The sequence below is a fragment of the Pseudomonas sp. XK-1 genome, from assembly GCF_038069885.1.
Lineage (GTDB): Bacteria > Pseudomonadota > Gammaproteobacteria > Pseudomonadales > Pseudomonadaceae > Aquipseudomonas.
Map to the genome: position 1 here is coordinate 555,135 of NZ_JBBPES010000001.1, position 24,891 is coordinate 580,025.

The 24,891-nt window shown below is 63.9% G+C and carries 19 protein-coding genes; all 19 read right to left on the reverse strand.

All coding sequences use genetic code 11. The features are described 5' to 3' along the window. Positions 1-26: 26 nt before the first annotated feature. Positions 27-725 carry an urea ABC transporter ATP-binding subunit UrtE gene (urtE, locus tag WMW70_RS02440; RefSeq protein ID WP_341435923.1) on the reverse strand — a complete coding sequence of 233 codons (699 nt, stop codon included), beginning with the start codon at positions 723-725 and terminating at the stop codon, positions 27-29. An 88-nt stretch (positions 726-813) separates the two neighbouring features. Then, entirely contained in the window at positions 814-1,665 is an 852-nt protein-coding gene (gene urtD, locus WMW70_RS02445; RefSeq protein ID WP_341435924.1) for an urea ABC transporter ATP-binding protein UrtD, read from the reverse strand. Beyond that, entirely contained in the window at positions 1,665-2,756 is a 1,092-nt protein-coding gene (gene urtC, locus WMW70_RS02450; RefSeq protein WP_341435925.1) for an urea ABC transporter permease subunit UrtC, read from the reverse strand. The genes urtD and urtC overlap by 1 nt, the downstream gene beginning before the upstream one ends. After that, positions 2,756-4,327: an urea ABC transporter permease subunit UrtB gene (urtB, locus tag WMW70_RS02455; protein ID WP_341435926.1), complete on the reverse strand. Its 1,572-nt coding sequence runs from the start codon at positions 4,325-4,327 to the stop codon at positions 2,756-2,758. Before urtB ends, urtC begins: the two co-directional genes overlap by 1 nt. A 145-nt stretch (positions 4,328-4,472) precedes the next feature. Then, a complete protein-coding gene (gene urtA, locus WMW70_RS02460) occupies positions 4,473-5,741 on the reverse strand; it encodes an urea ABC transporter substrate-binding protein (RefSeq protein WP_341435927.1) in 1,269 nt (422 codons plus the stop codon). A 198-nt stretch (positions 5,742-5,939) separates the two neighbouring features. Next, positions 5,940-6,536 carry a MarC family protein gene (locus WMW70_RS02465; protein ID WP_341435928.1) on the reverse strand — a complete coding sequence of 199 codons (597 nt, stop codon included), beginning with the start codon at positions 6,534-6,536 and terminating at the stop codon, positions 5,940-5,942. Positions 6,537-6,592: 56 nt separating this feature from the next. After that, positions 6,593-9,376 carry a response regulator gene (locus WMW70_RS02470; RefSeq protein WP_445942090.1) on the reverse strand — a complete coding sequence of 928 codons (2,784 nt, stop codon included), beginning with the start codon at positions 9,374-9,376 and terminating at the stop codon, positions 6,593-6,595. Between the two features lie 114 nt (positions 9,377-9,490). Further along, a complete protein-coding gene (purD, locus tag WMW70_RS02475; RefSeq protein ID WP_341435929.1) occupies positions 9,491-10,780 on the reverse strand; it encodes a phosphoribosylamine--glycine ligase in 1,290 nt (429 codons plus the stop codon). Between the two features lie 256 nt (positions 10,781-11,036). Next, complete coding sequence (gene purH / locus WMW70_RS02480; protein WP_341435930.1) at positions 11,037-12,644, reverse strand: bifunctional phosphoribosylaminoimidazolecarboxamide formyltransferase/IMP cyclohydrolase; 1,608 nt, start codon at positions 12,642-12,644, stop codon at positions 11,037-11,039. A gap of 74 nt (positions 12,645-12,718) precedes the next feature. Beyond that, the gene (gene fis, locus WMW70_RS02485; protein WP_325505981.1) at positions 12,719-13,039 is read right to left on the reverse strand and encodes a DNA-binding transcriptional regulator Fis; all 321 of its coding nucleotides are present in this window, start codon (positions 13,037-13,039) and stop codon (positions 12,719-12,721) included. Continuing rightward, a complete protein-coding gene (gene dusB / locus WMW70_RS02490) occupies positions 13,036-14,034 on the reverse strand; it encodes a tRNA dihydrouridine synthase DusB (protein ID WP_325505983.1) in 999 nt (332 codons plus the stop codon). Before dusB ends, fis begins: the two co-directional genes overlap by 4 nt. Positions 14,035-14,227: 193 nt before the next feature. Then, positions 14,228-15,496 (reverse strand): DUF3426 domain-containing protein, encoded by a 1,269-nt coding sequence (locus WMW70_RS02495; protein ID WP_341435931.1) that lies wholly within the window; start codon positions 15,494-15,496, stop codon positions 14,228-14,230. Between the two features lie 58 nt (positions 15,497-15,554). Further along, a complete protein-coding gene (gene prmA, locus WMW70_RS02500) occupies positions 15,555-16,433 on the reverse strand; it encodes a 50S ribosomal protein L11 methyltransferase (protein WP_341435932.1) in 879 nt (292 codons plus the stop codon). A gap of 262 nt (positions 16,434-16,695) precedes the next feature. Beyond that, positions 16,696-18,045, reverse strand: a complete 1,350-nt coding sequence (gene accC, locus WMW70_RS02505) for an acetyl-CoA carboxylase biotin carboxylase subunit (RefSeq protein WP_341435933.1) — start codon at positions 18,043-18,045, stop codon at positions 16,696-16,698. A gap of 17 nt (positions 18,046-18,062) precedes the next feature. Next, entirely contained in the window at positions 18,063-18,524 is a 462-nt protein-coding gene (gene accB, locus WMW70_RS02510) for an acetyl-CoA carboxylase biotin carboxyl carrier protein (RefSeq protein WP_341435934.1), read from the reverse strand. A 22-nt stretch (positions 18,525-18,546) separates the two neighbouring features. Continuing rightward, on the reverse strand, positions 18,547-18,996 hold the full coding sequence (gene aroQ, locus WMW70_RS02515; protein ID WP_325505993.1) for a type II 3-dehydroquinate dehydratase: 450 nt from the start codon (positions 18,994-18,996) through the stop codon (positions 18,547-18,549). 120 nt (positions 18,997-19,116) lie between these two features. Next, positions 19,117-20,883, reverse strand: coding sequence for a protein-disulfide reductase DsbD (locus WMW70_RS02520; RefSeq protein WP_341435935.1), 1,767 nt, complete (start codon positions 20,881-20,883; stop codon positions 19,117-19,119). A gap of 147 nt (positions 20,884-21,030) precedes the next feature. After that, on the reverse strand, positions 21,031-22,995 hold the full coding sequence (locus tag WMW70_RS02525) for a methyl-accepting chemotaxis protein (protein WP_341435936.1): 1,965 nt from the start codon (positions 22,993-22,995) through the stop codon (positions 21,031-21,033). Positions 22,996-23,140: 145 nt separating this feature from the next. After that, complete coding sequence (locus WMW70_RS02530; protein WP_341435937.1) at positions 23,141-24,760, reverse strand: PleD family two-component system response regulator; 1,620 nt, start codon at positions 24,758-24,760, stop codon at positions 23,141-23,143. Positions 24,761-24,891 lie beyond the last annotated feature (131 nt).

The following is a 24,891-nucleotide window of genomic DNA, read 5'->3' on the forward strand; positions in this document are numbered from 1 at the left end:
GCAAAGTGCAGCGCCGGCGTCGCCATTCAGATGGCCACCAGTCCGCGCACGCCATCCGCTTCCATACTTTCGCCGCGGCCCTGCTGGACGATTTCGCCACGGCTCATCACCAGGTACTGATCGGCCAGCTCGGCGGCAAAGTCATAGAACTGTTCGACCAGCAGGATGGCCATATCGCCGCGCTCGGCGAGCGTCTTGATCACCACGCCGATCTCCTTGATCACCGAGGGCTGAATGCCTTCGGTGGGTTCATCGAGAATCAGCAGGCGCGGCTTGCTCGCCAGCGCGCGACCGATGGCCAGCTGTTGCTGCTGGCCGCCGGAGAGGTCGCCACCGCGGCGTTGCTTCATCTCGCGCAGCACCGGGAACAGCTCGTAGATAAACTCCGGCACGACCTTGGCTTCGCTGCCGGGGAAGCGCGAAAGCCCCATCAGCAGGTTCTCTTCCACAGTCAGGCGGCCGAAGATTTCCCGACCCTGGGGCACGTAGGCGATGCCGGCGTGTACGCGCTGGTGCGGCTTGAAGGCGGTAATCGGCTGACCTTCCCAGTTCACCGCGCCTTGCTTGGCCGGAATCAGGCCCATCAGGCATTTCAGCAATGTGGTCTTGCCCACGCCGTTACGCCCGAGCAGGCAGGTGACTTCGCCGACCTTGGCTTCGAAGGACAGGCCACGGAGGATATGGCTGCCGCCGTAGTACTGGTGGAGTTGTTGGACTTGCAGCATGGATGCCTCACATTCCGTAGGGTGCGCCGTGCGCACCAATGGCCAGGGAGGGTGCGCACAGCCTAGGCGGCCCCGCGCACCCGACGTCCTAGCGGCCCAGATAAACCTCGATCACCCGCTCATCGTTCTGCACCTGCTCTAGCGAACCCTCGGCCAGCACGCTGCCCTGGTGCAACACGGTGACGTGGTCGGCGATGGAGCCGACAAAGCCCATATCGTGCTCCACCACCATCAGCGAGTGCTTGCGTGCCAGGGACTTGAACAGCTCGGCGGTGAACTCGGTTTCGGCGTCGGTCATGCCCGCCACCGGTTCATCGAGCAGCAACAGTTGCGGGTCCTGCACCAGCAGCATGCCGATCTCGAGAAACTGCTTCTGGCCGTGGGACAACAGCCCGGCCGGGCGATTGCGCGAGGCGTCGAGCTTGATGGTCTGCAGCACTTCATCGATGCGGTCTTTCTGCTCGCCGCTAAGTGTGGCGCGCAGGCTGGCCCACACCGACTTGTTGGTTTTCTGCGCCAGTTCGAGGTTTTCGAACACGCTCAGCGCCTCGAACACCGTCGGCTTCTGGAACTTGCGACCGATGCCGGACTGGGCGATTTCCACCTCGCTCATCTGGGTCAGGTCGAGGGTTTCGCCGAAGTAGGCGACGCCATTGTCCGGGCGGGTCTTGCCGGTGATCACGTCCATCATGGTGGTCTTGCCGGCACCGTTGGGGCCGATGATGCAGCGCAGTTCACCGACGCCGATATACAGCGTCAGGTCGGTCAGGGCCTTGAAGCCATCGAAGCTGACGTTGATGTCTTCCAGGGTCAGGATGGTGCCGTGACGAACGTTCAGGCCCTTGCTGGCCAAGGTGCTTGCACCTATCGCATCGCGGCCGCTGCCGGCCGGGTCAAAGGCAGGTTCGAGCATAAATTCGGGGACCGGAGTGGCGCGCATCATTGCTCTCCTTTTTTACGAAGAAGGCCAATCACGCCTTTCGGTAAGAACAGGGTTACGACAATGAATAAGAAGCCCAGGGCGAACAGCCAGTACTCGGGGAAGGCCACGGTAAACCAGCTCTTCATGCCGTTGACCAGGCCGGCACCGAGCAGCGGGCCGATCAGTGTGCCGCGCCCGCCAAGGGCGACCCACACGGCGGCTTCGATGGAGTTGGTCGGCGACATTTCGCTGGGGTTGATGATGCCCACCTGCGGCACATAGAGCGCGCCGGCCAGGCCGCAGAGCACCGCACTGAGCACCCAGATAAACAGCTTGTAGCCGCGCGGGTCGTAACCGCAGAACATCAGGCGGTTTTCCGCGTCACGTAGTGCGGTGAGTACGCGGCCAAACTTGCTGCGCGCAAGCCGCCAGCCCAGGTACAGGCTGGCAACCAGCAGCACCACAGTGGTGAGAAACAACACCGCGCGGGTGTGCGCCGAGGTGATATCGAAGCCCAGAATCGTCCTGAAATTGGTAAAGCCGTTATTGCCGCCAAAGCCGGTTTCGTTGCGGAAGAACAGCAGCATGCCGGCGAAGGTCAGCGCCTGGGTCATGATCGAGAAGTACACGCCCTTGATCCGCGAGCGGAAGGCAAAGAAGCCGAACACCAGGGCCAGCAAGCCGGGGGCCAGTACCACCAGGCACAGCGCCCAGAGGAAGTTGCTGGTGCCGTACCAGTACCAGGGCAGCTCGGTCCAGGCCAGGAAGCTCATAAAGGCCGGCAGGCCGTCACCGGCGGCTTCGCGCGACAGATACATGCCCATGGCGTAACCGCCGAGGGCGAAGAACAGGCCATGCCCCAGCGACAGCAGACCGGCGTAGCCCCAGACCAGATCGAGCGCCAAGGCGACGATGCAGTAGCAGAGGATCTTGCCGACCAAGGTGAGGGTATAAGCCGACACATGCAGGGCGTTGTCCGCCGGCAGCAGGTGCAGCAGCGGCATGGTGATCAGCAGGGCGAGAACCAGCAGGCCAATGGCGACGGATACCTGCGGGCCGAGCTTGGCGCTGGCGCGCGCCAATAGCGTTTGGTTGAGTGGCATAGTCATCAGTCGATCACCCGTCCTTTCAAAGCAAACAGACCTTGCGGGCGTTTCTGAATAAACAGAATGATCAGCGCGAGGATAAGGATCTTGCCGAGCACGGCACCGATCTGCGGTTCGAGAATCTTGTTAGCGATGCCCAGGCCAAAGGCGGCCATCACGCTACCGGCGAGTTGGCCGACGCCACCGAGCACCACCACCAGGAACGAGTCGATGATGTAGCTCTGCCCCAGATCCGGGCCGACGTTGCCGATCTGGCTCAGGGCCACGCCGCCAAGGCCAGCGATGCCGGAGCCGAGGCCGAAGGCGAGCATGTCCACCCGGCCGGTCGGCACGCCGCAGCAGGCGGCCATATTGCGGTTCTGGGTGACGGCGCGGACGTTGAGACCGAGGCGGGTCTTGTTCAGCAGCAGCCAGGTCAGCACCACCACAAACAGGGCGAAGCCGATGATCACGATGCGGTTGTACGGCAGCACCAGATTCGGCAGCACCTGAATGCCGCCGGACAGCCAGTAGGGGTTGGCCACTTCGACGTTCTGCGCGCCGAAGATCACCCGCACCAGCTGGATCAGAATCAGGCTGATACCCCAGGTGGCCAGCAGGGTTTCCAGCGGGCGACCGTAGAGGTGGCGAATTACCGTGCGCTCCAGGGCCATGCCGATGGCCGCAGTGACGAAGAAGGCCACCGGCAGCGCCACCAGCGGGTAGAGCGCCAGGGCTTCCGGGGCGAAACGCTGGAACAGCACCTGCACCATATAGGTGGAGTAGGCCCCGAGCATCAGCATCTCGCCGTGGGCCATATTGATCACCCCGAGCAGGCCGAAGGTGATGGCCAGACCCAGCGCCGCCAGCAGCAGGATCGAACCCAGCGACAGGCCGCTAAAGGCCTGGCCGAGCAGTTCACCAACCAGCAGTTTGCGTTTGACCTGGGCCAGGCTGGTTTCGGCGGCGGTGCGCACCGTCGGGTCGCTTTCCACGGCCGGGTCGAGCAGGGTTTCCAGGCGGGTGCGGGCCAGCGGGTCGCCGGTTTCACCGAGCAGGCGCACGGCGGCCAGGCGAATGGCCGGGTCGTTGTCGACCAGTTGCAGGTTGGCCAGGGCCAGGGTCAGGGCATCGCGTACGCCATCATTGGTTTCGCTGGTGACGCGGGCGTTAAGCAATTGCAGTTGCGCCGGTTTGGCGCTCTTCTGCAATTGCCGGGCGGCGGCCAGGCGCAGCGCCGGGTCTTCGGCCAGCAGCTGGTGGCTGGCCATGGCGGTGGCGATCAGGCCGCGCAGGCGATTATTTAGGCGCATTTTGCGCGGTGTTTCAGTGGGCACAGCTTCGCCTTCGGCTGGCTGATAAGTGCCATTCACTTCGATAAAGGCGTTTTTTTCGCTGTCGCTGGCGACGCGGCCTTGTTGCAGGGCTTCGAGCAGCGGCAGGCGCGCGGCATCCGGCGCGGCGGACCAGCTTTCCAGCAGGCTGGCCTGCTTGGCCGGGCTGGCGGCGACAAAGTCCTGGGCATCACCGGCGTGCGCGGCCATGGGCAGCAGCAACAGCAGGCTCAGCAGCATTCGGGTAAAGGCAGTGGGCATAAGTGCGTCCTGGAAGAGGGACTCTGTAGGAGCGAGCTCGCTCGCGATCGCGGTTTACCAGGACAACCGCGTCGCTTCGATCGCCGGTGTGCCGGACCACAGCAAGCTGGCTCCTACAGGTGGAATGGGGCCAGGCCCCGGGGCATCAGTTGCTCTTCACCGCGTAATCCGGCTTCTTGTCGTTGCCTTCGATATACGGGCTCCACGGCTGGGCGCGGATCGGGCTGCTGGTTTCCCAGACCACGGAGAACTGCCCGTCTTCCTGGATTTCACCGATCATCACCGGCTTGTGCAGGTGGTGGTTGGTGGCGTCCATGGTTAGGGTGTAGCCGCTCGGCGCGGCGAAGGTCTGGCCAGCCAGGGCGTCGCGCACCTTGTCGACGTTGGTGGTGCCGGCTTTCTCGACCGCCTGGGCCCACATATGAATGCCCACATAGGTGGCTTCCATCGGGTCGTTGGTCACCGCCTTGTCCGCGCCGGGCAGGTTCTTGGCCTTGGCATAGGCCTTCCACTTGTTGACGAACTCGGTGTTGACCGGGTTCTCCACCGACTGGAAGTAGTTCCACGCCGCCAGGTGGCCGACCAGTGGCTTGGTGTCGATACCGCGCAGTTCTTCTTCACCCACGGAGAAGGCCACGACGGGGACGTCTGTGGCTTCCAGGCCCTGGTTGGCCAGTTCCTTGTAGAACGGCACGTTGGAGTCGCCGTTGACGGTGGAGATCACTGCGGTCTTGCCGCCGGCGGAGAACTTCTTGATGTTGGCGACGATGGTTTGATAGTCGCTATGACCGAAGGGGGTGTAGACCTCTTCGATGTCCTTCTCGGCGACGCCCTTGGAGACCAGGAAGGCGCGTAGGATCTTGTTGGTGGTGCGCGGGTAGACGTAGTCGGTGCCGAGCAGGAAGTAGCGCTTGGCCGCGCCGCCGTCTTCGCTCATCAGGTACTCGACTGCCGGGATGGCCTGCTGGTTGGGTGCGGCACCGGTGTAGAAGACGTTCGGCGACAGTTCTTCGCCTTCGTACTGCACGGGGTAGAACAGCAGGCCATTCAGCTCTTCATAGACCGGCAATACGGATTTGCGCGACACCGAGGTCCAGCAGCCGAAGGTGACGTCGACCTTGTCCTGGGTCAGCAGCTGGCGACCGCGTTCGGCGAACAGCGGCCAGTTGGAGGCCGGATCGACCACTACGGGTTCGAGTTGCTTGCCGAGTACGCCGCCCTTGGCGTTGATCTCGTCGATGGTCATCAGTGCCATGTCTTTCAACGAGGTTTCGGAAATAGCCATGGTGCCGGACAGCGAGTGGAGGATGCCGACCTTGATGGTCTCGGCGGCCTGCACGGTGAACGGGAACAGACCGCTGAGCAGCAAAGCGCTGGCGGCGAAGGTGGATTTCAGAAAGGGACGACGTTTCATTGTTATGGCTCCGTGCGCAACGATTGGGAGAGACCAGGAAAGGGTCGTCAGTCCAATGGCAGCATCCGTGCCAAGCGCCGCAAAGCCCTGTTTTAGAAGGCGTCGGCGCGATCAGGAGGTAATCGCCGGGTTGGCCGATGCGCCCCTTTGGTGCGCCCGACCGGCCGAAACGGCGCTCTACGGTGGAGGTGCACCGAGTTAGAGCGCCAGGTAATTCTTCACCCCGGTAAAGATAATCTGCGCAGCCAGGGCGCAGACAAACAGGCCCATCAGGCGGCTGACGATCTGCAGGCCCTGGTCGCCCAGCAGGCGTTCGAACTGGTTGGACAGGTACAGCACCACGCCGACCGTGAGGCTGGCCAGGAAGATGGCCAATACCGCCACCAGCTTGTCGTCCCAGTGCGGCTGGCTGGCCCCCATCAGCAGCAGGGCACCGATGGTGCCGGGGCCGACGGTGAGGGGGATGGTCAGCGGCACTATGGTCACGTCCTGCTGCACGTTGTCGCTCTGCACCGCCGATTTGCCCTGGGCCATGCCCAGAGCGGAGATAAACAGCACGCTGCCGGCACCGATGCGGAAGGCGTCGATGGTGATGCCGAACAGGGTGAAGATGTGTTTGCCGAACAGGTACAGCAGCACGCTGGCGATCAATACGCCCAGGGCGACTTTCCAGGCCAGACGCTTGCGCTCCTTGACCGTATAGCCGCGGCTCAGGCCGATAAAACACGACAGCACGAAGAAGGGGCTATAGAGCACCAGCAGTTTCAAATACAGGCTGAACAGCGCGGACGCCATGGAAGGGACTCGTCTCTTGGAATGGGTGGGTGCGAGCCTAGCGGCAGGCTCGGGGCTTATGACGGCAGGGCATTGCGCTGGCGGCGAATTTCCCGCTCGGCGACCCAGTGTTCGATCAGTTCGCGCAGCTGCGACAACTCCACCGGCTTGGACATATGGCCGTCCATGCCGACCTGGCGTGCGCGCTCCTTGTGCTCGTTGAGGATATGCGCGGTCAGGGCCACCACCGGAGTGCGGTTGCGGTGTTCGGCGGCTTCCCAGGCGCGCAACTGCTCGGTGGCGGAGAAGCCGTCGAGCACCGGCATTTCACAGTCCATCAGCACCAGGTCGTACTGTTGGGCTTTCATCGCGCTGAGGGCTTCCTCGCCGTTGCTGGCGGTGTCGGGCTGCAGGTTGAGCTTGCCGAGCATGCCGCGGATCACCTTGGTGGAGATGCTGTTGTCCTCGGCCACCAGGATGCGGAAGTCGCTGGGCACATTCAGCGGCGGGCTGGCCTGGGCTGGGGTAAACATCGGCGAGTCGCCCTTGCCGCGCTGGGCCAGTTCGTCGGCCAGAGTGGTGCGCAATGTATAGCCGGCCACCGGTTTGGCCAGGATGCGCTTGATCCCGGCGTTGCGCGCGATGATCTTGCTCGGCGCATTGCTGATGCCGGTGAGCATGATCACCAGGATGTCGTGGTTGAGGTTGGGGTCTTCCTTGATCCGCGCGGCCAGCTGCATGCCGCTCATGCCGGGCATGTCCTGGTCGAGCAGCACGGCATCGAAATACTCGTGCAGGTGCGCCTTGGTGCGCAGCAGGGCCATGGCCTCCTTGCCTGACGGCACGGCGCTGACCTGCAGGCCCCAGGCGCTGCACTGCTGCACCAGGACCTTGCGGCAGGTGTCGTTGTCGTCGACCACCAGCAGCCGCGCACCCTGCAGCGAGGCATCGAGGTCGGCGGGCGGTTGCTCCAGGCGGGTGCTGTCCAGCGGCAAGCTGACCCACAGGGTCGAGCCCTGGTTGCCGCCGCTCTGGATGCCGAACTCGCCACCCATCAGGCGCACCAGCTGGCGGGCAATGATCAGGCCCAGGCGGCCGCCGAGCTTGGTCGCGGCAAGGAAGTCCTTGCTGTGCAGTTCGGCGTTGAGCAGGGCATCGCGCTCGCTGGCATCCAGCGGCTTGCCGCTGTCCTGCACGGCGATGCGCAGGCGCGGCTGCTCGCTGGTGGTGTCGAGGGCCACCACCAGAAGGATTTCACCTTCGTCGGTCTGCTTGAAGGCGTTGTCCAGCAGGCTCAGCAGGGTCTGGCGCAGGCGCGTGGGGTCGCCGCTGATCACCCGCGGCACCTGCGGCTGCATAAAGCTGATCAGTTCGACCTTCTGCTGCTCGGCCTTGGCGCGGAAGATATCCAGGCTGTCTTCGATCAGGGCATTGAGGTCGAACTGCACGTCGTCCAGCTCGATCTGGCCGGATTCGAGCTTGGAGATATCGAGAATTTCGTTGATCAGGGTGAGCAGCTCGTTGCCCGAGCTGTGGATGGTCTGCACATAATCGCGCTGCTTGGCCGACAGTGGCGTGCCGAGCAGCAGTTCGGTCATTCCCAGTACGCCGTTCATCGGGGTGCGGATTTCGTGGCTGATCTTGGCAAGGAATTCGGCTTTGGCTTTCAACTCCGCCGAACTGGCGGCCAGGGCGCGGCTGGTACTGAACTGGTCCTGCATGATGCGTCGCTGTCGCTCGCTCAGGGCCATGCTGAGGATAAAGCCGCTGACCACGGTCACGGCCAGCAGGCCGTAGACCAGCCAGTCGGTCTGCACCGCCCAGTAGCCGAACAGAATCGGCAGTGAGCCGATAAAAGCCACGCAGAACAGTATCAGGGCCAGGCTGAACAGGCGGGCCGGGCGGTAGCCATGGTGCCAGTGTGTCAGCGCAACCAGCAGGATGCTCAGCCCGGAGAGCGCGGCCAGCAGGTAGACCAACTGGTTGAACTGCAGGCTGGTGGCCACCAGCAGGGCCACGCAGAGCAGGCTGATCAGCCCCACTTCGATGCCCAGCAGGTAGTTCAGCGGCGTGCGCGGGCAGACCTGGCGGAAGAAACTGGCGGTGAACGTCAGCGCGCAGAGCATGGCCGCGAGCATCGACAGATTGGCGATCTGCGGCTGCAGGCTCTGCATCTCGCCGAGCCAGCGAGTGCTGATGCCCAGCAGGCTGATGGCGCTGAGCAGCACGCAGGCCTGGGTCGCGGCCAGCCACAGGCTGCTGGTAGCGCGGGTATAGACGAAGCGCACGAGGTTGTAGAGCACCAGCATGGCCATGGCCCCGAGCAGCAGGCCGAAGAGTATGCCGCGGCTGTCGTCGGCGGCCATGCTCTGCGCGTTGTACAGGCCGATGGTCGGGCGCAGGGCATGTTCCGAGGCCAGGCGCAGATAGATATCCACGGGCACGTCGAGCTGCGGCAGCGGCAGGAGGAAATCGCGGCTGGCCAGCGGGCGGCTGGAGAAGGGCAGGTGGCTGCCGGTATGGGTCTGGGCGATCAGCTGGTCGCCGTGCAGCACATAGAGATCGAGGTAGGCCAGGTAGGGGGCGAAGACCCTGAGCATCTGCGCGTCGGGGCTGGCCGGCAGGCGGTGATGCAGCCATAGCGCGGCATTGTTGCCTGGGGTGTATACGGCGGCCAGATCGGTGCGGGCGAAGCGCGCCATATGCCGTGGTGAGCGCACGTCATCCAGCTGCAGTTCGGCAGCAGGGTCGGCCAGTTGCGACCAGATAGCCTGTGGCTCCGCCTGGGCGGGGGCTACCGCGAGCGCCATCAGCAGCAGACTGCTGAACAACAGGTGTGTGGCATTCCTCAGCCGGCGCACGGTGAATTCCCTTCGAAAGTAAGTGGTCGGATTATAGCCAAGCTGTTACGCGGCGAAATATGAAAAAGGTGGCCATTTGGCCACCTTTGCAGGGTTTTAGCGCTGATTCGGCCTTCAGCCTTCGCCGCGCTCGCGGGCAATGGCACGGTAACCTATGTCATGCCGATAAAAACAGCCATTCCAGCTGATCTGCTGCGCCAGGCGATAGGCCTGCTGCTGGGCTTCCTCAACCGTACGGCCGATGGCGGTGGCGCAGAGTACGCGGCCACCGGCGGTGACCACCTGGCCATCCTGCAGGGCAGTGCCAGCGTGGAATACCTTGCCGTCGATCTGCGCGGCGGCGTCCAGGCCTGCGATCACCTCGCCCTTGGCGTAGTCGCCCGGGTAACCGCCGGCAGCCAGGACCACGCCAACGGTCGGGCGTGGGTCCCACTTGGCTTCGACCTTGTCCAGGGCCTTGGCCAGGGCGGCTTCGACCAGCAACACCAGGGAAGACTCCAGGCGACACATGATCGGCTGGGTTTCCGGGTCGCCGAAGCGGCAGTTGAACTCGATAACTTTCGGCTTGCCGGCCTTGTCGATCATCAGCCCTGCGTAGAGGAAGCCGGTGTAGACGTTGCCTTCGCTGGCCATGCCGCGCACTGTGGGGTAGATCACCTCGTCCATCACCCGCTGGTGCACCTCGGCGGTGACCACCGGGGCCGGCGAGTAGGCACCCATGCCGCCGGTGTTCGGGCCGCTGTCGCCGTCGCCGACGCGCTTGTGGTCCTGGCTGGTGGCCATAGGCAGCACGTTCTCGCCGTCGACCATGACGATAAAGCTGGCTTCTTCGCCGTCGAGGAACTCCTCGATCACCACCCGCGAACCGGCTTCGCCAAAGGCATTGCCGGCAAGCATATCGCGCACCGCGTCCTCGGCTTCGCCCAGGGTCATGGCGACTATCACGCCTTTACCGGCGGCCAGGCCGTCGGCCTTGATCACGATCGGCGCGCCGACCTTTTGCAGATAGGCCAGGGCCGGCTCGACTTCGGTGAAGTTCTGGTAATCGGCGGTGGGGATCGCGTGGCGGGCGAGGAAGTCCTTGGTAAAGGCTTTCGAACCTTCCAGCTGGGCGGCGGCGGCGGTCGGGCCGAAGATATCCAGCTTGCGTGTGCGGAACAGATCGACCACGCCCTTCACCAGCGGCGCTTCCGGGCCGACGATGGTCAGCTGCACGTTCTGCTCGGCGAAATCGGCCAGCTGCTCGATGGCCAGCACGTCGATGGCGACGTTTTCACATTTGGCTTCAGTGGCGGTGCCGGCGTTGCCGGGGGCGACGAAAACCTTCTGCACGCGCGGGTCTTGCGCGACTTTCCAGGCCAGGGCGTGCTCACGACCGCCGCTGCCGATAATCAGTACGTTCATATCTGTCTCCTTCAGGAGGCGGGCCTGCGGCCCGTTTGGTGGATAGAAAAAGCGTTATCCACCCTACAAAAACGGTGTTGGGTATCGCTGCGCTCAACCCAACCTACGGTTCAAAACTGGCGACGATTATCGAGGTTGCGATCAAGCGGGTGGATGCAAGGCGTGGCTGGCTTCGATAAGCGGAGTTGCCTAGTGGCAATGAGCATTATCGGAGCCAGCCGCAACGCAGCAGACGCCTGTCCGATCGCGGCCGATTTTAGTGCCTGAAGTGACGCATGCCGGTGAACACCATGGCAATACCGGCTTCGTCGGCGGCGGCGATGACTTCTGCATCGCGCATCGAGCCACCGGGTTGAATCACCGCGGTGATGCCATTGGCCGCAGCGTTGTCCAGGCCGTCGCGGAACGGGAAGAAGGCGTCACTGGCCATTACCGAACCGGCGACTTGCAGGCCGGCGTGTTCGGCCTTGATCGCGGCGATACGGGCGGAGTTGACGCGGCTCATCTGGCCGGCACCGACGCCGATGGTCTGGCGGCCCTTGGCATAGACGATGGCGTTGGATTTAACGAACTTGGCCACTTTCCAGGCGAAGATCAGGTCATGGATTTCCTGCTCGCTGGGCGCGCGCTGGGTGACGATCTTCAGGTCGGACGCAGCAATCATGCCGATATCGCGGCTCTGTACCAGCAGGCCGCCGTTGACCCGCTTGAAGTCCCAGCCGGGGCTGCGCTCGGCCGGCCATTCGCCGCACTCGAGCAGGCGTACATTGGCTTTTGCGGCGACTACGGCGCGGGCTTCGGCACTGATTTTTGGCGCGATAATCACTTCGACAAACTGACGCTCGACGATGGCCTGGGCGGTCGCACCGTCCAGCTCGCGGTTGAAGGCGATGATGCCGCCGAAGGCCGATTCGGTGTCGGTTGCGTAGGCCAGCTCATAGGCCTGGCGGATACCGCCTTCGCTGTCCAGGGCCACGGCCACGCCGCAGGGGTTGGCGTGCTTGACGATCACGCAGGCCGGCTTGACGAAGCTCTTCACGCATTCCAGGGCGGCGTCGGTGTCGGCGACGTTGTTGAACGACAGTTCCTTGCCTTGCAGCTGGATGGCGCTGGCCACGCTGGCTTCGCCCTTCTCTGCTTCCACGTAGAACGCCGCGCTCTGGTGCGGGTTCTCGCCGTAGCGCATTTCCTGGGCCTTGATGAACTGGCTGTTGAAGGTGCGCGGGAACGCGCCGCGCTCTTCGGTGGAGAGGGTGTCGCGGCTCTGGTCGATGGTGCCCAGGTAGTTGGCGATCATGCCGTCGTAGGCAGCGGTGTGCTCGAAGGCCTTCAGGGCCAGGTCGAAGCGCTGGGCGTAGCTCAGGCCGCCAGCTTTCAGCGATTCAACGATACCGGCGTAGTCGCCAACGTTGACCACTATGGCCACGTCTTTGTGGTTCTTCGCCGCGGAACGGACCATGGTCGGGCCGCCGATGTCGATGTTCTCGATGGCGTCGGCGAGATCACAGCCGGGCTTGGCTACGGTGGCGGCGAAGGGGTAGAGGTTGACCGCGACCAGGTCGATCGGCTTGATGCCGTGCTGTTCCATTACCGCGCCGTCGAGTGCGCGACGGCCGAGGATGCCGCCATGGATCTTCGGGTGCAGGGTCTTGACCCGGCCGTCCATCATTTCCGGGAAGCCGGTGTAGTCGGCGACTTCCACTGCGGCTACGCCGTTGTCCTTGAGCAGCTTGTAGGTGCCGCCGGTGGAGAGGATTTCCACGCCAAGGGCGGACAGCTCGCGAGCGAATTCGAGGATGCCGGTCTTGTCGGAAACACTGATCAAGGCACGGCGAACGGGGAGGCGGGTGGTCTGGTCGGTCATTTCAGAGTCCATCAGGGCGGAAGTATCAGCAAAAAAGGCGGCTGTTGTGGGCCGCCCTTTTCGGGAGTTCGGGGTCAGAGCAGGTCGTACTGCTTGAGTTTCTTGCGCAGGGTGCCGCGATTCAGGCCGAGCAGTTCGGAGGCCTTGGTCTGGTTGCCCTTGACGTAATTCATCACGGTTTCCAGCAAGGGGGCCTCGACTTCGGTGAGGACCAGGTTGTAGACGTCGGTGACGTCCGCGCCTTCGAGGTGGGCGAAGTAGTTGTGCAGGGCTTTTTCGACACTGCCGCGCAGGGTTTGTCCTTCTTCGCTCGGCGTGTTGAGGTGCTGTTTCAAACTGCTGTTGTCACTCACAGGAGCCATTCCACTCTCTAAGGTCTCGGTCAACATCGTCATGCGGCCACCCCTTCTCCATTGTTATGACGTTCGCCGAAAAACTCGCGAACGTTGGCGCACTGCGCGTCCGTACTGTCCAGACGATTGAAGTGGGCGCGGAATTCCCTGGCGCCCGGCAGGGTTGCGAGATACCAACTGACATGCTTGCGGGCGATACGTACGCCCATTACATCGCCGTAGAAGGCGTGCAGTGCAGTCAGGTGCTCAAGCAGAATACGTTCCACCTCGAACAGGCCGGGTGCCGGGAGCTGCTCACCGGTACGCAGGTAGTGTTCGATCTCTCGGAATATCCATGGCCGGCCCTGGGCCGCGCGGCCGATCAGCAGGCCGTCGACGCCGGTGGCGGCCAATACGGCCTTGGCCTTCTGTGGCGAGTCGATATCGCCATTGGCCAGCACCGGTATCGACAGCGCCTGCTTGATCGCGGCGATGGTGTCGTACTCGGCCTCGCCGGTGTACAGGTCGGCGCGGGTCCGGCCGTGTACGGCCAGGGCCACGATGCCGGCGTCTTCGGCGATCTTCGCCACCTCGACGCCGTTCTTGTTCTGTCGGTCCCAGCCGGTGCGGATCTTTAGGGTCACCGGCACGTCTACCGCGGCAACTACAGCCTGAAGAATCTCGCGAACCAGGGCCTGGTCTTTCAGCAGGGCGGAACCGGCGGCCTTGTTGCAGACCTTCTTGGCCGGGCAGCCCATATTGATATCGATGATCTGCGCGCCCAGTTCGACATTGCGCCTGGCCGCTTCGGCGAGCATCTGTGCGTCACCGCCGGCGATCTGCACCGAGCGTGGCTCGGGATCGCCCTCATGGACCATGCGCAGGCTCGACTTGCGGGTGTTCCACAGGCGCATATCGCTGGTAACCATCTCCGACACCACCATGCCCGCACCCAGCCGCCGGCACAGCTGGCGAAACGGCTGGTCGGTGACGCCCGCCATGGGGGCGAGGATCAGCTGGTTGGGCAATGTATAGGGGCCGATGCGTAGCGCCGACATAGGGCTTCCCTGCTCAAGAGACCTGCGAAGAGATCTGCTGTTGAGGCCGATAGGAGAGTGCGAAAAAGGGTGGGCATGATACCCGCTCTGGATGACCGGAGAAAGGCTGTTTTGAACAAATTCTGAACAGCTCTCGGCTTATCGCGAAGGGTTTGGTTGAAGGCGGATTTCCAGCCAATTTGTCAGGTGCGCCTTATTCCGGCGAGTGGAAGCTCAGGCTGTAGTTCACAGCTCGGGTGCCTGGATCGAGGATATCCAGGGCAATATGGATGGGGGTTTGCGGCGGCATTTCGGCCTTGCCGGCAAGCTCGCCTGCCAGATATTCGCTAGGCTTGAAGCGGCGACTGGCCAGGAGCTGGCCGTTGATATCGGCGAAGCGCATCTCCAGCAGCGGGAAAGGCTGGGAGAAGGGCGCGCGGTTGTAGAGGATGGCGTCGACCACCAGGGCACCGCTGAACTCGGGGTGGCTGCGCACCACCAGGTTGCTGCTCTTGACCTGGGAGATATCGACCTTGGACGGCAGCTGGCAGCCGAGCAGCGGGCAGAGTTGTTCGAACCAGGGGCGGTACTGGTCCTGGCGGGCCAGTTCATTGAAGTTGTAGGCCAGATACTGGCCGCCCAGGGCGCTGGCCGCGAGCAGGTTCAGCAGGCCCCAGCCGAGCCAGCGGCCCCAGGGCTTTTTCGCCGGCTGCCAGTCCAGTTGCAAGGGTTCTTCGTCGAGGTCGAAGCGGTAGCTGTCGCGCAGTTCGGGTTCGCTGCGTGCCGCCGGGTTGGTTGACGCCTTGGTCGACGCCTTGGGCGGTGCGGCTGGTGCGGTGTCGGCTGGCTCCTGGTCTTCGTCCTGCTCTGCTAGCGGCTCTTCGCGCTCGGCGCGCAAGTTGAAGTGTGGCTCGGCGAGGTCTTCGTCATCCGCGAGCGTGGCGGACAGCTTGACCTCGGGCGGGCCGGCTGCGGGGGCGGCAGCGGGCGGTGTCGGTGCTGCGGGCTTGACGGCGGCGGGCTTGCCCGCATCCTCGCGCAGCAGTGCTTCGGCCCAGCGCTCGTCATGGGCGTCGGCTTCGTCCGGCTCGGCTGCGGGGAAGCTCTCGCTGCGGCTGGGGGCCTGGTCGATGGCGAGAAACTGCCGGGACAGTTGCTGTTCCTGTTCGTCCAGCTTGGCCAGCTCTTCATCCAGATCGAGGCTGTCGAGATCCAGATCGTCGTGGATCCACAGGGTTTCGTTGGCTTTACCGCTCGGCGCGGGGGCTGGAGCTGCTGCGGCTACGGGCGCTGGCACCGGCTTGCTCGGTGGCGGTGCGGCGGCCGCTAGTTGCTCTCCCTGTTCGCGCAATTGCTGCGCCGCATTGAACACGTGCAGGCAGGCCCCGCAGCGCACGGCACCATGGGCGGCACCCAGCTGCGCGAGATTGACGCGAAAGCTGGTGCGGCAATGGGGGCACTGGGTGACGAAACTCTGGGTCATGCGGCGATCCGGCTAAACAAGGCGGCTAGTCTAACGTAAGTGCTCGGCAATGCAGCACTTAGCGGCGTACGCCGCTAATACGCACCCAGCCGTCTTTGTCGGCGGTCGGGTCGAGGTCAAAGGCGTCGGCATAGGCGGCGCGCACCTCGTCGGCCTGTTCGGCGAGGATGCCCGACAGCGCCAGGCGGCCGCCCGGTTTGACCAGGCGGGTGATCTGCGGGGCCAGCGCCACCAGCGGGCCGGCGAGGATATTGGCAACCACCACGTCGGCCGGTTGTTGCGGCATATCGTCCGGCAGGTAGAGCGGGAAGCGCGCTGGGTCGATGTTGTTGCGTCCGGCGTTGTCGCGGGAGGCTTCGATGGCCTGGATATCGATGTCAGTGCCTACTGCCTGGGGCGCGCCGAGCAGCAGGGCGGCAATCGCCAGGATGCCCGAGCCGCAACCGAAGTCGATCACGCTGCAATCCTGCAGGTCCTGGCCGTCCAGCCATTCCAGGCACAGCGCGGTGGTCGGGTGGGTGCCGGTGCCGAAGGCCAGGCCCGGATCGAGCAGCAGATTGACCGCGTCCGGCTCTGGCGCGGCGTGCCAGCTGGGCACTATCCACAGGCGCTGGCCGAAACGCATCGGCTGGAAACCGTCCATCCAGCTGCGCTCCCAATCCTGGTCGGCAATCACTTCGGCCTGGTGCTCGGGCAATTCGGTACCGGTCAGCAGTTGCAGGTGAGCGAACACTGTATTGGCGTCGGTATCGGCTTCGAACAGGGCGAGCAGGTGGGTGTGCGACCACAGCGGCGTGGTGCCCAGGTCCGGCTCGAAAATCGGTTGGTCTTCGGCGTCCATAAAAGTCACCGAAACGGCACCCACTTCCAGCAGCGCATCTTCATAGGTTTCGGCCTGATCCGGAGTGATGGCGAGACGGACTTGTAACCAGGGCATGGCAAACCTCATGAGCGCTGTGGCGTGATGGTGCGAATTGGCGCGCAGCTTACTTGAAGCGGTGGGGCGGCTGCCACCGTAGGCAGGCCGGAAACGACAAGGGCCGCCCAATGGCAGCCCTTGTCTAGCATTTCAGTCATGACCTCGCGAGCTAGAGCGGGACAAGGCAAAAATGGCCGAGGAAGCGGAGTTTACGTCTGTAAATGAGCATTCCTCGGGCATTTTTAACGCAGTACCGCCGACGCGCAGCAGGTCATGGGGCTTAGTGCTTGTCCATACCCAGTTTTTTCTCCAGGTAATGGATATTCACGCCGCCTTTGCAGAAGCCCTTGTCGCGGACCAGATCGCGGTGCAATGGCACGTTGGTCTTGATGCCGTCGACCACGATTTCATCCAGGGCATTGCGCATGCGCGCCATGGCTTCTTCGCGGGTTGCGCCGTAGGTGATCAGCTTGCCGATCAGCGAGTCGTAGTGCGGCGGTACGGTGTAGCCGCTGTACAGGTGCGAGTCGACCCGCACGCCATTGCCGCCTGGCGCATGGAAGTGCTTGACCTTGCCGGGGCAGGGCATGAAGTTGTCCGGGTCTTCGGCGTTGATCCGGCATTCCAGGGAATGGCCGCGGATCACTACGTCTTCCTGGGTAAACGACAGCTTGTTGCCGGCGGCGATGCTGAGCATCTCCTTGACGATATCGATACCGGTGACCATTTCCGAGACCGGGTGCTCGACCTGGACGCGGGTGTTCATCTCGATAAAGTAGAAGTGGCCGTCTTCGTAGAGGAACTCGAAGGTGCCGGCACCGCGGTAGCCGATCTCGATACAGGCGTCGACGCAGCGCTTGAGCACTTCGGCACGGGACTGTTCGTTGATAAAGGGCGCTGGCGCTTCTTCCAGAACCTTCTGGTGGCGGCGCTGCAGCGAGCAGTCGCGGTCACCCAGGTGAATGGCGTTACCCTGGCCGTCGGACAGCACCTGGACTTCCACGTGACGCGGATTGCCGAGGAACTTCTCCAGATAGACCATCGGGTTGCCGAACACCGAACCGGCTTCGCTGCGGGTCAGCTTGGCCGATTTGATCAGGTCTTCTTCCTTGTACACCACGCGCATGCCGCGACCACCGCCGCCGCCAGCGGCCTTGATGATCACCGGGTAACCGACGTCGCGAGCAATCTGCAGGGCCGTTTCCTCGTCTTCCGGCAGCGGGCCGTCGGAGCCGGGTACTACCGGTACGCCGGCCTTGATCATGGCGTGCTTGGCCGACACCTTGTCGCCCATCAGGCGAATGGTCTCGGCCTTAGGGCCGATAAAGGCGAAGCCGGAGTTTTCCACCTGCTCGGCGAAATCGGCGTTTTCCGCAAGGAAGCCGTAGCCGGGGTGGATGGCGGTGGCACCGGTGACTTCAGCCGCGCTGATGATCGCCGGAATATTCAAATAAGACAGCGCGCCAGAGGCAGGGCCGATGCATACGGACTCGTCGGCCAGGCCCAGGTGCATCAGTTCGCTGTCGGCGGTGGAATGCACCGCGACGGTCTTGATGCCCAGCTCTTTACAGGCGCGCAAGACGCGCAGGGCGATCTCGCCGCGGTTGGCGATCAGAACTTTTTCCAACATCGCAGGCTCTCCGCGGTTCAAACGATGGTGAACAGAGGCTGATCGTATTCCACCGGCTGGCCGTTCTCGCCCAGGATGGATTCGATAGTGCCGCTGGCTTCTGCCTCGATGTGGTTCATCATCTTCATCGCTTCGACGATGCAGAGAATGTCGCCTTTCTTCACGCTCGAACCGACTTCGACGAAGTTGCTCGAGTCAGGGCCGGAGGCGCGATAGAAGGTGCCAACCATCGGCGAGCGCACCACGGTGCCGTTGAGCTTGGCAGCAGCCGGAGCGGCAGCTTCAGCAGCGACCGGAGCCGCGGCAGCCGGAGCGGCTGCTGGCGCAGGTGCCGGAGCGTAAATCGGCTGTTGCATAAAGGTCGGCTGCTTGCTGTGACGACTGATGCGTACCGACTCTTCGCCTTCGCGAATTTCCAGCTCGTCGATGCCGGACTCTTCCAGCAGCTCGATCAGTTTTTTGACTTTACGAATATCCATAGTTTTTCAACTCCCGGTGAGGTCAGGGGCGCTTAAGATCAAGTTGTTCGAGTGCAGCCTCCAGGGCCAGTCGGTAACCGCTGGCGCCAAGGCCGCAGATCACACCTACCGCTACATCGGAAAAGTAGGAGTGATGGCGGAAAGCTTCGCGTTTGTGCACGTTGGACAGGTGCACTTCGATGAATGGGATGCTCACCGCCAGCAATGCGTCACGTAATGCGACGCTTGTGTGGGTAAAAGCGGCGGGATTGATCAGAATAAAGTCGACACCTTCGCCCTGTGCGGCGTGAATGCGCTCGATCAGCTCGTACTCGGCATTGCTCTGCAAGTAGAGCAGGTGATGGCCGGCTTCACGGGCGCGGCGCTCCAGATCCAGGTTGATCTGCTCCAGGGTGGTGGAGCCATAGGTGCCCGGTTCACGGGTGCCGAGCAGATTGAGATTGGGGCCGTGGAGCACCAAGAGGGTAGCCATGATCCTGAGTCCTTGTTTTTACACTCGCCGGACTATGCCGGAGTCGCCTTGCGACTGTCCAGTTCTGTGCAATAGCCTGCACGATGACCGTAGTTTGCGCCATTAATGTGACCGCTTGGCTTAAAAGCGTTCGCGGGCCTGGCTCAGGCGGGCGGCAAAACCGCTGGCGTCGATCTCGCCGACGACGCGCAAATCCCGCCATTCGTTACCCTTGGCGTCGAACAGCAGAATCGCCGGTGGCCCGAACAGCTGATAACGGTCGAGCAGGGCGCGTTGCTCGGCGTTGCTTTCGGTGATGTCGAAGCGTACCAGCTGATAGTCGCCCAGCTGGCTGCCGACCTGCGGGGCGCTGAGCACTTCGCGCTCAATCACCTTGCAGCTGATGCACCAGTCGGCGTACCAGTCGAGCAGCAGCGGGCGGCCGCTGTTCTGCGCGGCGCTGAGGGCCGCTTGCAGTTGCGCCGGGGTGCTGATGGTTTGCCACTGGCCCGATTGCACCTGGATGGCCTCGGCGCTGCTGACTATCCGCCCGAGTGGGCGCAGCGGGTCATCCTGGCCCTGCAGCGCGCCCACCCAGGCCACCAGGGCATAGATCAGCAGCGGCAGACCGAGCAGCTGGGCGAGCTTCTGGTGGTGAGTCTTGGGGGTCAGCTCCAGCGCGCCGAGCCAGAGGGCCACGCCGCCCGCCAGCAGGCCCCACAGGGCCAGGCTGACTGGCCCCGGTACGACGCGTTCGAGCAGCCAGATGGCCACGGCCAGCAGCAGGGCACCGAACAGGTTGCGTACGGTGAGCATCCAGGGGCCGGATTTCGGCAGCAGCGCGCCGCCGCCGACGGCGAACAGCACCAGCGGTGCCCCCATGCCCAGGCCCAGGGCCAGCAACTTGAGGCCGCCGCCCAGGGCGTCGCCGCTGGCGCTGATATACAGCAGGGCACCGGCCAGTGGCGCGGATACGCAGGGCGATACCAGCACGCTGGAGAGCACGCCGAGGGCCGCTGCGCTGAAAATGGTGCCGCCGTGCAGGCGCTGGCTCAGACGCTGCAGGCGACCGTCGAGGGCTGCCGGCAGGCGCAGTTCGAGAAAGCCCAGGCTGGCCGCGCCGAACAGGGCGAAGAAGATCGCAAAGGGCACCAGCACCCAGGGTGACTGTAGCCGCGCCTGCAGATTGAGTTCGGCCCCGAACAGGCCCATCAGCGCGCCGAGGATGGCAAAACTCAGGGCCATCGGCAGCACGTAGGCCAGCGACAGCACCAGGCTGCGCAGGCCGCCTGGTTGGCCGCGCAGCACCACGCCGGTGAGGATCGGCAGCATCGGCAGCACGCAGGGGGTGAAGGTCAGGGCCAGGCCGCCGAGGAAGAACAGCGCCAGATCGGTCCAGCTCCAGGACGTCGCTGCATCCGCGCTGGTGTTGGCGGACGCAGCACCGCCGCCGATGGCCAGCACCGTGGTTTCCGGCGGGTAGCACAGACCCTTGTCGGCGCAGCCCTGGTAGTTGACGCTGAGGTTGAACGGCAGATTGTCCGGGTTCTCCACCGGCACCTCGATATCCAGCACCTCGTAGTACACCTCGACCTCGCCGAAGTACTCGTCGGTCTTGGCCTGGCCGGCCGGCAGAACGGCCTCGCCCAGGCGCACGCTCGCCGGTTCGGCACTGAAGCTGAAGCGATGGCGGTAGAGGTAGTAGCCCTCGGCGGCGACGAAACGCAGTTTGATCGACTCGTTCGAACTGTCGATCAGGTTGAGCTTGAAGGCCTCGCTGACCGGCAGAAAATCCGCGCTGTTGTTCAGTGCCGCACCCAGTTGCGCAGGTACGGGGCGCTGGTCGAACAGGCCGGCGCTGGCGGGCAGGACGAACAGAAGCAGAAGCAGGCTGAGTAGACGGTGCATGGCAGGCTCGTGATGCGGGAATCGCCGCATCATAACGGAGGCGCAAGGCTGCGCGCATGCCTCAGCCTGTAAGCGGTCTTGTCTGCAGGCCGGATGGTACGCGACAGATTGCCGCGATGGCAACGCAGGTAGTTTTTCAGCAGCCTGTTAAACCCTGAAGGCCTGCACCGCGGTATGCAGCTGACCGCCCAGGTGCAACAGCTGCTCGCCCTGGTTGCGCCCCTCGCCGATGCGCAACAGGTTGTCGCCGCCCAGCTTGTGGATGCGCTCGCTGTGGCTGCGGATCTCGCTGACTGCGCCGCTCTGCTGGGCGGTGGCGTCGGCGATGCGTTCGGCCATGCTGGCGATGGTGCGGATCGCGGCGACTATCTCGTCCAGCGCGCCATCGGCCGCCTCTGCCTGGCTGGCGGTATGTTCGGCATGCTCGACCTGGGCGCGCATGGCCTGTACCGACTGCAGGGCAGCCTGTTGCAGGCGGCCGATCAGCGCCTGAATCTCTGCGGTCGCGCCGCTGGTGCGTTGCGACAGCGAGCGCACCTCGTCGGCCACCACGGCAAAGCCGCGGCCCAGTTCGCCGGCCCGCGCCGCTTCGATGGCGGCATTCAGGGCCAGCAGGTTGGTCTGTTCGGCGATGCCGCGAATCACCGTCAACACCTTGTCGATGGTGGCGGTTTCCTCGGCCAGACGTTCGATGGCCTGGGCATTGCCCTGCACCTCGCCGACCAGTGAGTGCAGGCCGCTCAGGCTCTGGTCAATCACCTGTTGGCCCTGGCCCAGGGCGCGGTTGGCATCGCGGCTGGCATCGGCGGCCTGGCTGGCGTCGCCGGCCACCTGCTGGATAGTGGCCTGCAGTTCGCCGAGGGCGTCGTGAATCTGTGCGGTATCGCCGGCCTGGCGCTCTGCCCCACCATGCAGGCCGCCGCTGAGCTCGGCCAGGGTGCGACTGGAGCCCACCACCTGTTCGGCGTGCTGGCGGATGGTGCCGACCAGATCGACCAGGTAGGCGCGCAGGCGATTGAGCGAGGCCTCGATATCCGTCAGTTCGCGGATCTGCGAGCCCAGGCGGATATCCGTGGCGAAGTCGCCCTGTGCCCAGGCGGAGAGTGACGGCACCAGGTGGGTGAGGATCTTTGTCAGGCGGCGCTGGATGCGGTCGATGATCAGGGCGATCAGCAGAATCAGGCCGATCATCAGGCCCAGAATCAGCTGCACTTCGCCCTGGATGCGCCCGTGTTCGGCACGCACCAGCGGCTCCAGCGCGGCCAGGGCCTGCTGCACCTGATCGATCTGGGTGCGGGTGCTGCTGGCCAGCACGCCGCGTTGCTCGATCAGCTCGCGGGTGCGCTGCAGCTCGGCCGGGTAGCGCTTGATCAGGTTGGCCAGGTCGCGCTTGAGGGCAATGCCGCGGTCTTCTGCCTGGCTGCTTTCGCTGCTTTCGTCCAGGCCCAGCAGGCCGGCAAAGCTGTTGCTGGCGGACTGCTCGGTCTCGGCCACGCCGAGCAGCGGTAAATCGCTGAGTGCCTGCGCCTGCTTTTGCAGTGCGGCCAGTTCCCGCTCGACCTCGCTGACCAGTTCGCCGCGGCCGCTGCTCACCAGCTTGGCCCGGGCATGGCCCAGGCGCGTGAGATGGCGGGCGGCGCTGAACAGCGGGCGGCGATAGCCAGCGGCGGTGGCGGGTTCGCCGCTGTCGGCGTAGTTGGACAGCTGTTCCAGCGCTGCTTCCATTTCCCGTTCGGCTTGCAGCAGCAGGCCCTGGGGGTCGCCGGACAGTTTGCCAGCGGCCAGCAGCTGGTTGGCGCTGAAACGTTGCAGTTCGCTCAGGCTGGGGCGCAGATTCTCCGCCAGCTGTGTCGGCAGCTCGGCGAGCGCCAATTCCAGGGCGGCCAGCGATTGCAGGGCGGCGCTATGGCGCAGGGCATCGCCGCTCTCCAGGTAGGCGGCGATGTTCTGTGCGCTCTCGCCTTGAAACTGTTGCGACAGGCTCAGGTAGCGCTCCATCAGCTGGTAGGGGCGCTCCAGGGCGCGCTGCGACCACCAGAGCGTCGCCGCCAGGGCCACGCAGACGGCTACCAGCAACAGGGTATTGAGGTTGGTAAGGGATTTCAGGCGCATAGGGCTCGACCGATGGGGGACGGTACGGGCCACCGCCGGTTTTCCGGGGTGGCCGCTAAGCCTTGGAATTTATTGCTTTTTCATGACCGTAATATGACGGTGCGGGCTGCATCACAGTTTTCTGCCGGTTGCTCGGCGGTCTGCTCTAGTCGCCCTGATAAATCTCCACCCGGTTGCGTCCGCCATGTTTGGCCACATAGAGCGCCTGGTCGGCCTGCTGCGAGAGCAGTTTGCCATCCAGTTCGGGGGCGAGCTGAGCGATGCCGCAACTGAAGGTGCAGGACAGTTCGTGGGGCTGCGCCGAGTACTGGATTTCGGCGAAGCGCTGGCGGATCTCGTCGAGTACCCGCTTGGCCGATTGGGCATCGGTGTCGGGCATCACCACCGCAAACTCCTCACCGCCGTAGCGGCCGATATGGTCGCTCTTGCGCAGGCGCTGTTTGAGGAATAGGGCCAGGCTCTTGATTACTCGGTCGCCCATGGGGTGGCCGTAGGTGTCGTTGACCTTCTTGAAGAAGTCGATATCGATCATGGCGAAGCTCAGCGGCTGGCTGTCGCGCTCGGCACGAAAGCGCGCATCTTCGAGCAGTTGCAGGGTGTGGGTGTGGTTGAACAGGCCGGTCAGGCTGTCGCGCACCATGCGTGCCTTGAGGTTGCGCGCGCGGGCGGCGCGGTTGCGTACCGTGGCGATCAGGTGGCGCGGTTTGATCGGCTTGGTCAGGAAGTCATCGCCGCCTTCGCTCATGGCGTCGAGTTGCTTGTCCAGATCGTCTTCGGCCGACAGGTAGATGATCGGCACGCTGACATAGCGGTCGTTGTGACGGATCACCTTGGCCAGTTCCGGGCCGTTGCACTCGGGCATATACATGTCGAGGATGATCAGGTCCGGCTGGAATTCGGCGAGCTGGGTCATCGCCGCGATCGGCTCGATCAGAGTGCGGGTGATGATGCCGGCACTGTTGAGCACCCGTTCGGTGTGGGTGGCCTGGGCCCGCGAGTCATCAATGATCAGCACCTTGTAGGGCTCGTACTGCGCCACATGGGTCAGCACTTCGATGCGCTCGAACAGGTTCGAGGCATCCAGATTGCCGGTGAAGAACTCCTGGCCGCCGGCCCTTACTGCCGCCAGGCGGGTGGGGGTGTCGGTATCCTGGCGGCTGAAAAACAGCAGGGGAATCTTGTGCTCCAGGCCTTCCTGCACCGCCTGGGCCAGTTGCAGGCCGCAGCCAGGGCCGGAGAAGTCGACGTCCATCAGGATGGCGGCCGGATGGCGCCCCAGCACCGCGTCGCGAAACCCGTTGGCACTGTCGAAGGGCAGGGCGGTCATGCCGAAGAATTCCAGGCGCTGGGCCAGCTGCTCGGCCTGGTCGATATACTGCAGGGCCAGGTAAACCGGCTTGCGCAGAGGCGGCAGCACGGTCTGCTCGAAGCGGTCGCCGTGGCGCAGGCCGGTGCGCGACAGGCGCTGCATCAGCAGGTTGAGCTGGCTGATCAGCTCGCTGTTGAGGCGACCGCGATTGCCCGCGACCTGTTCCAGGCAATGACCGATTTCCCCGGCCAGCTGGCTGTGCTCGGCCTGCTCGAAGCGTTCGGCGTAGCGCTGCAGCAACTGGTTGGCCAGGTCCAGTTCACGCATGCCGCTGTCATTCCACTCGCTGCGTTGCAGGCGTTGCCAAACCTCGAGCAGCTGGCGTGCCTGGTTGATCACGCGCTGGGCGAAGTGCTGTTTGAGGCGGTCGCTGCTGGGGTCTTCGTGTTCGGTCATGGCCTTTGGTCTAATTAGGCGGCCTTGCGGTCGCGGGTGGTGGCGCATTGCCAGTAATGCTACCACTGGCAATCACCTCTGCGGGTGCCGTCGATCTATTGACGGCGGCCTTCTGTCTAGAGCGTCACAGT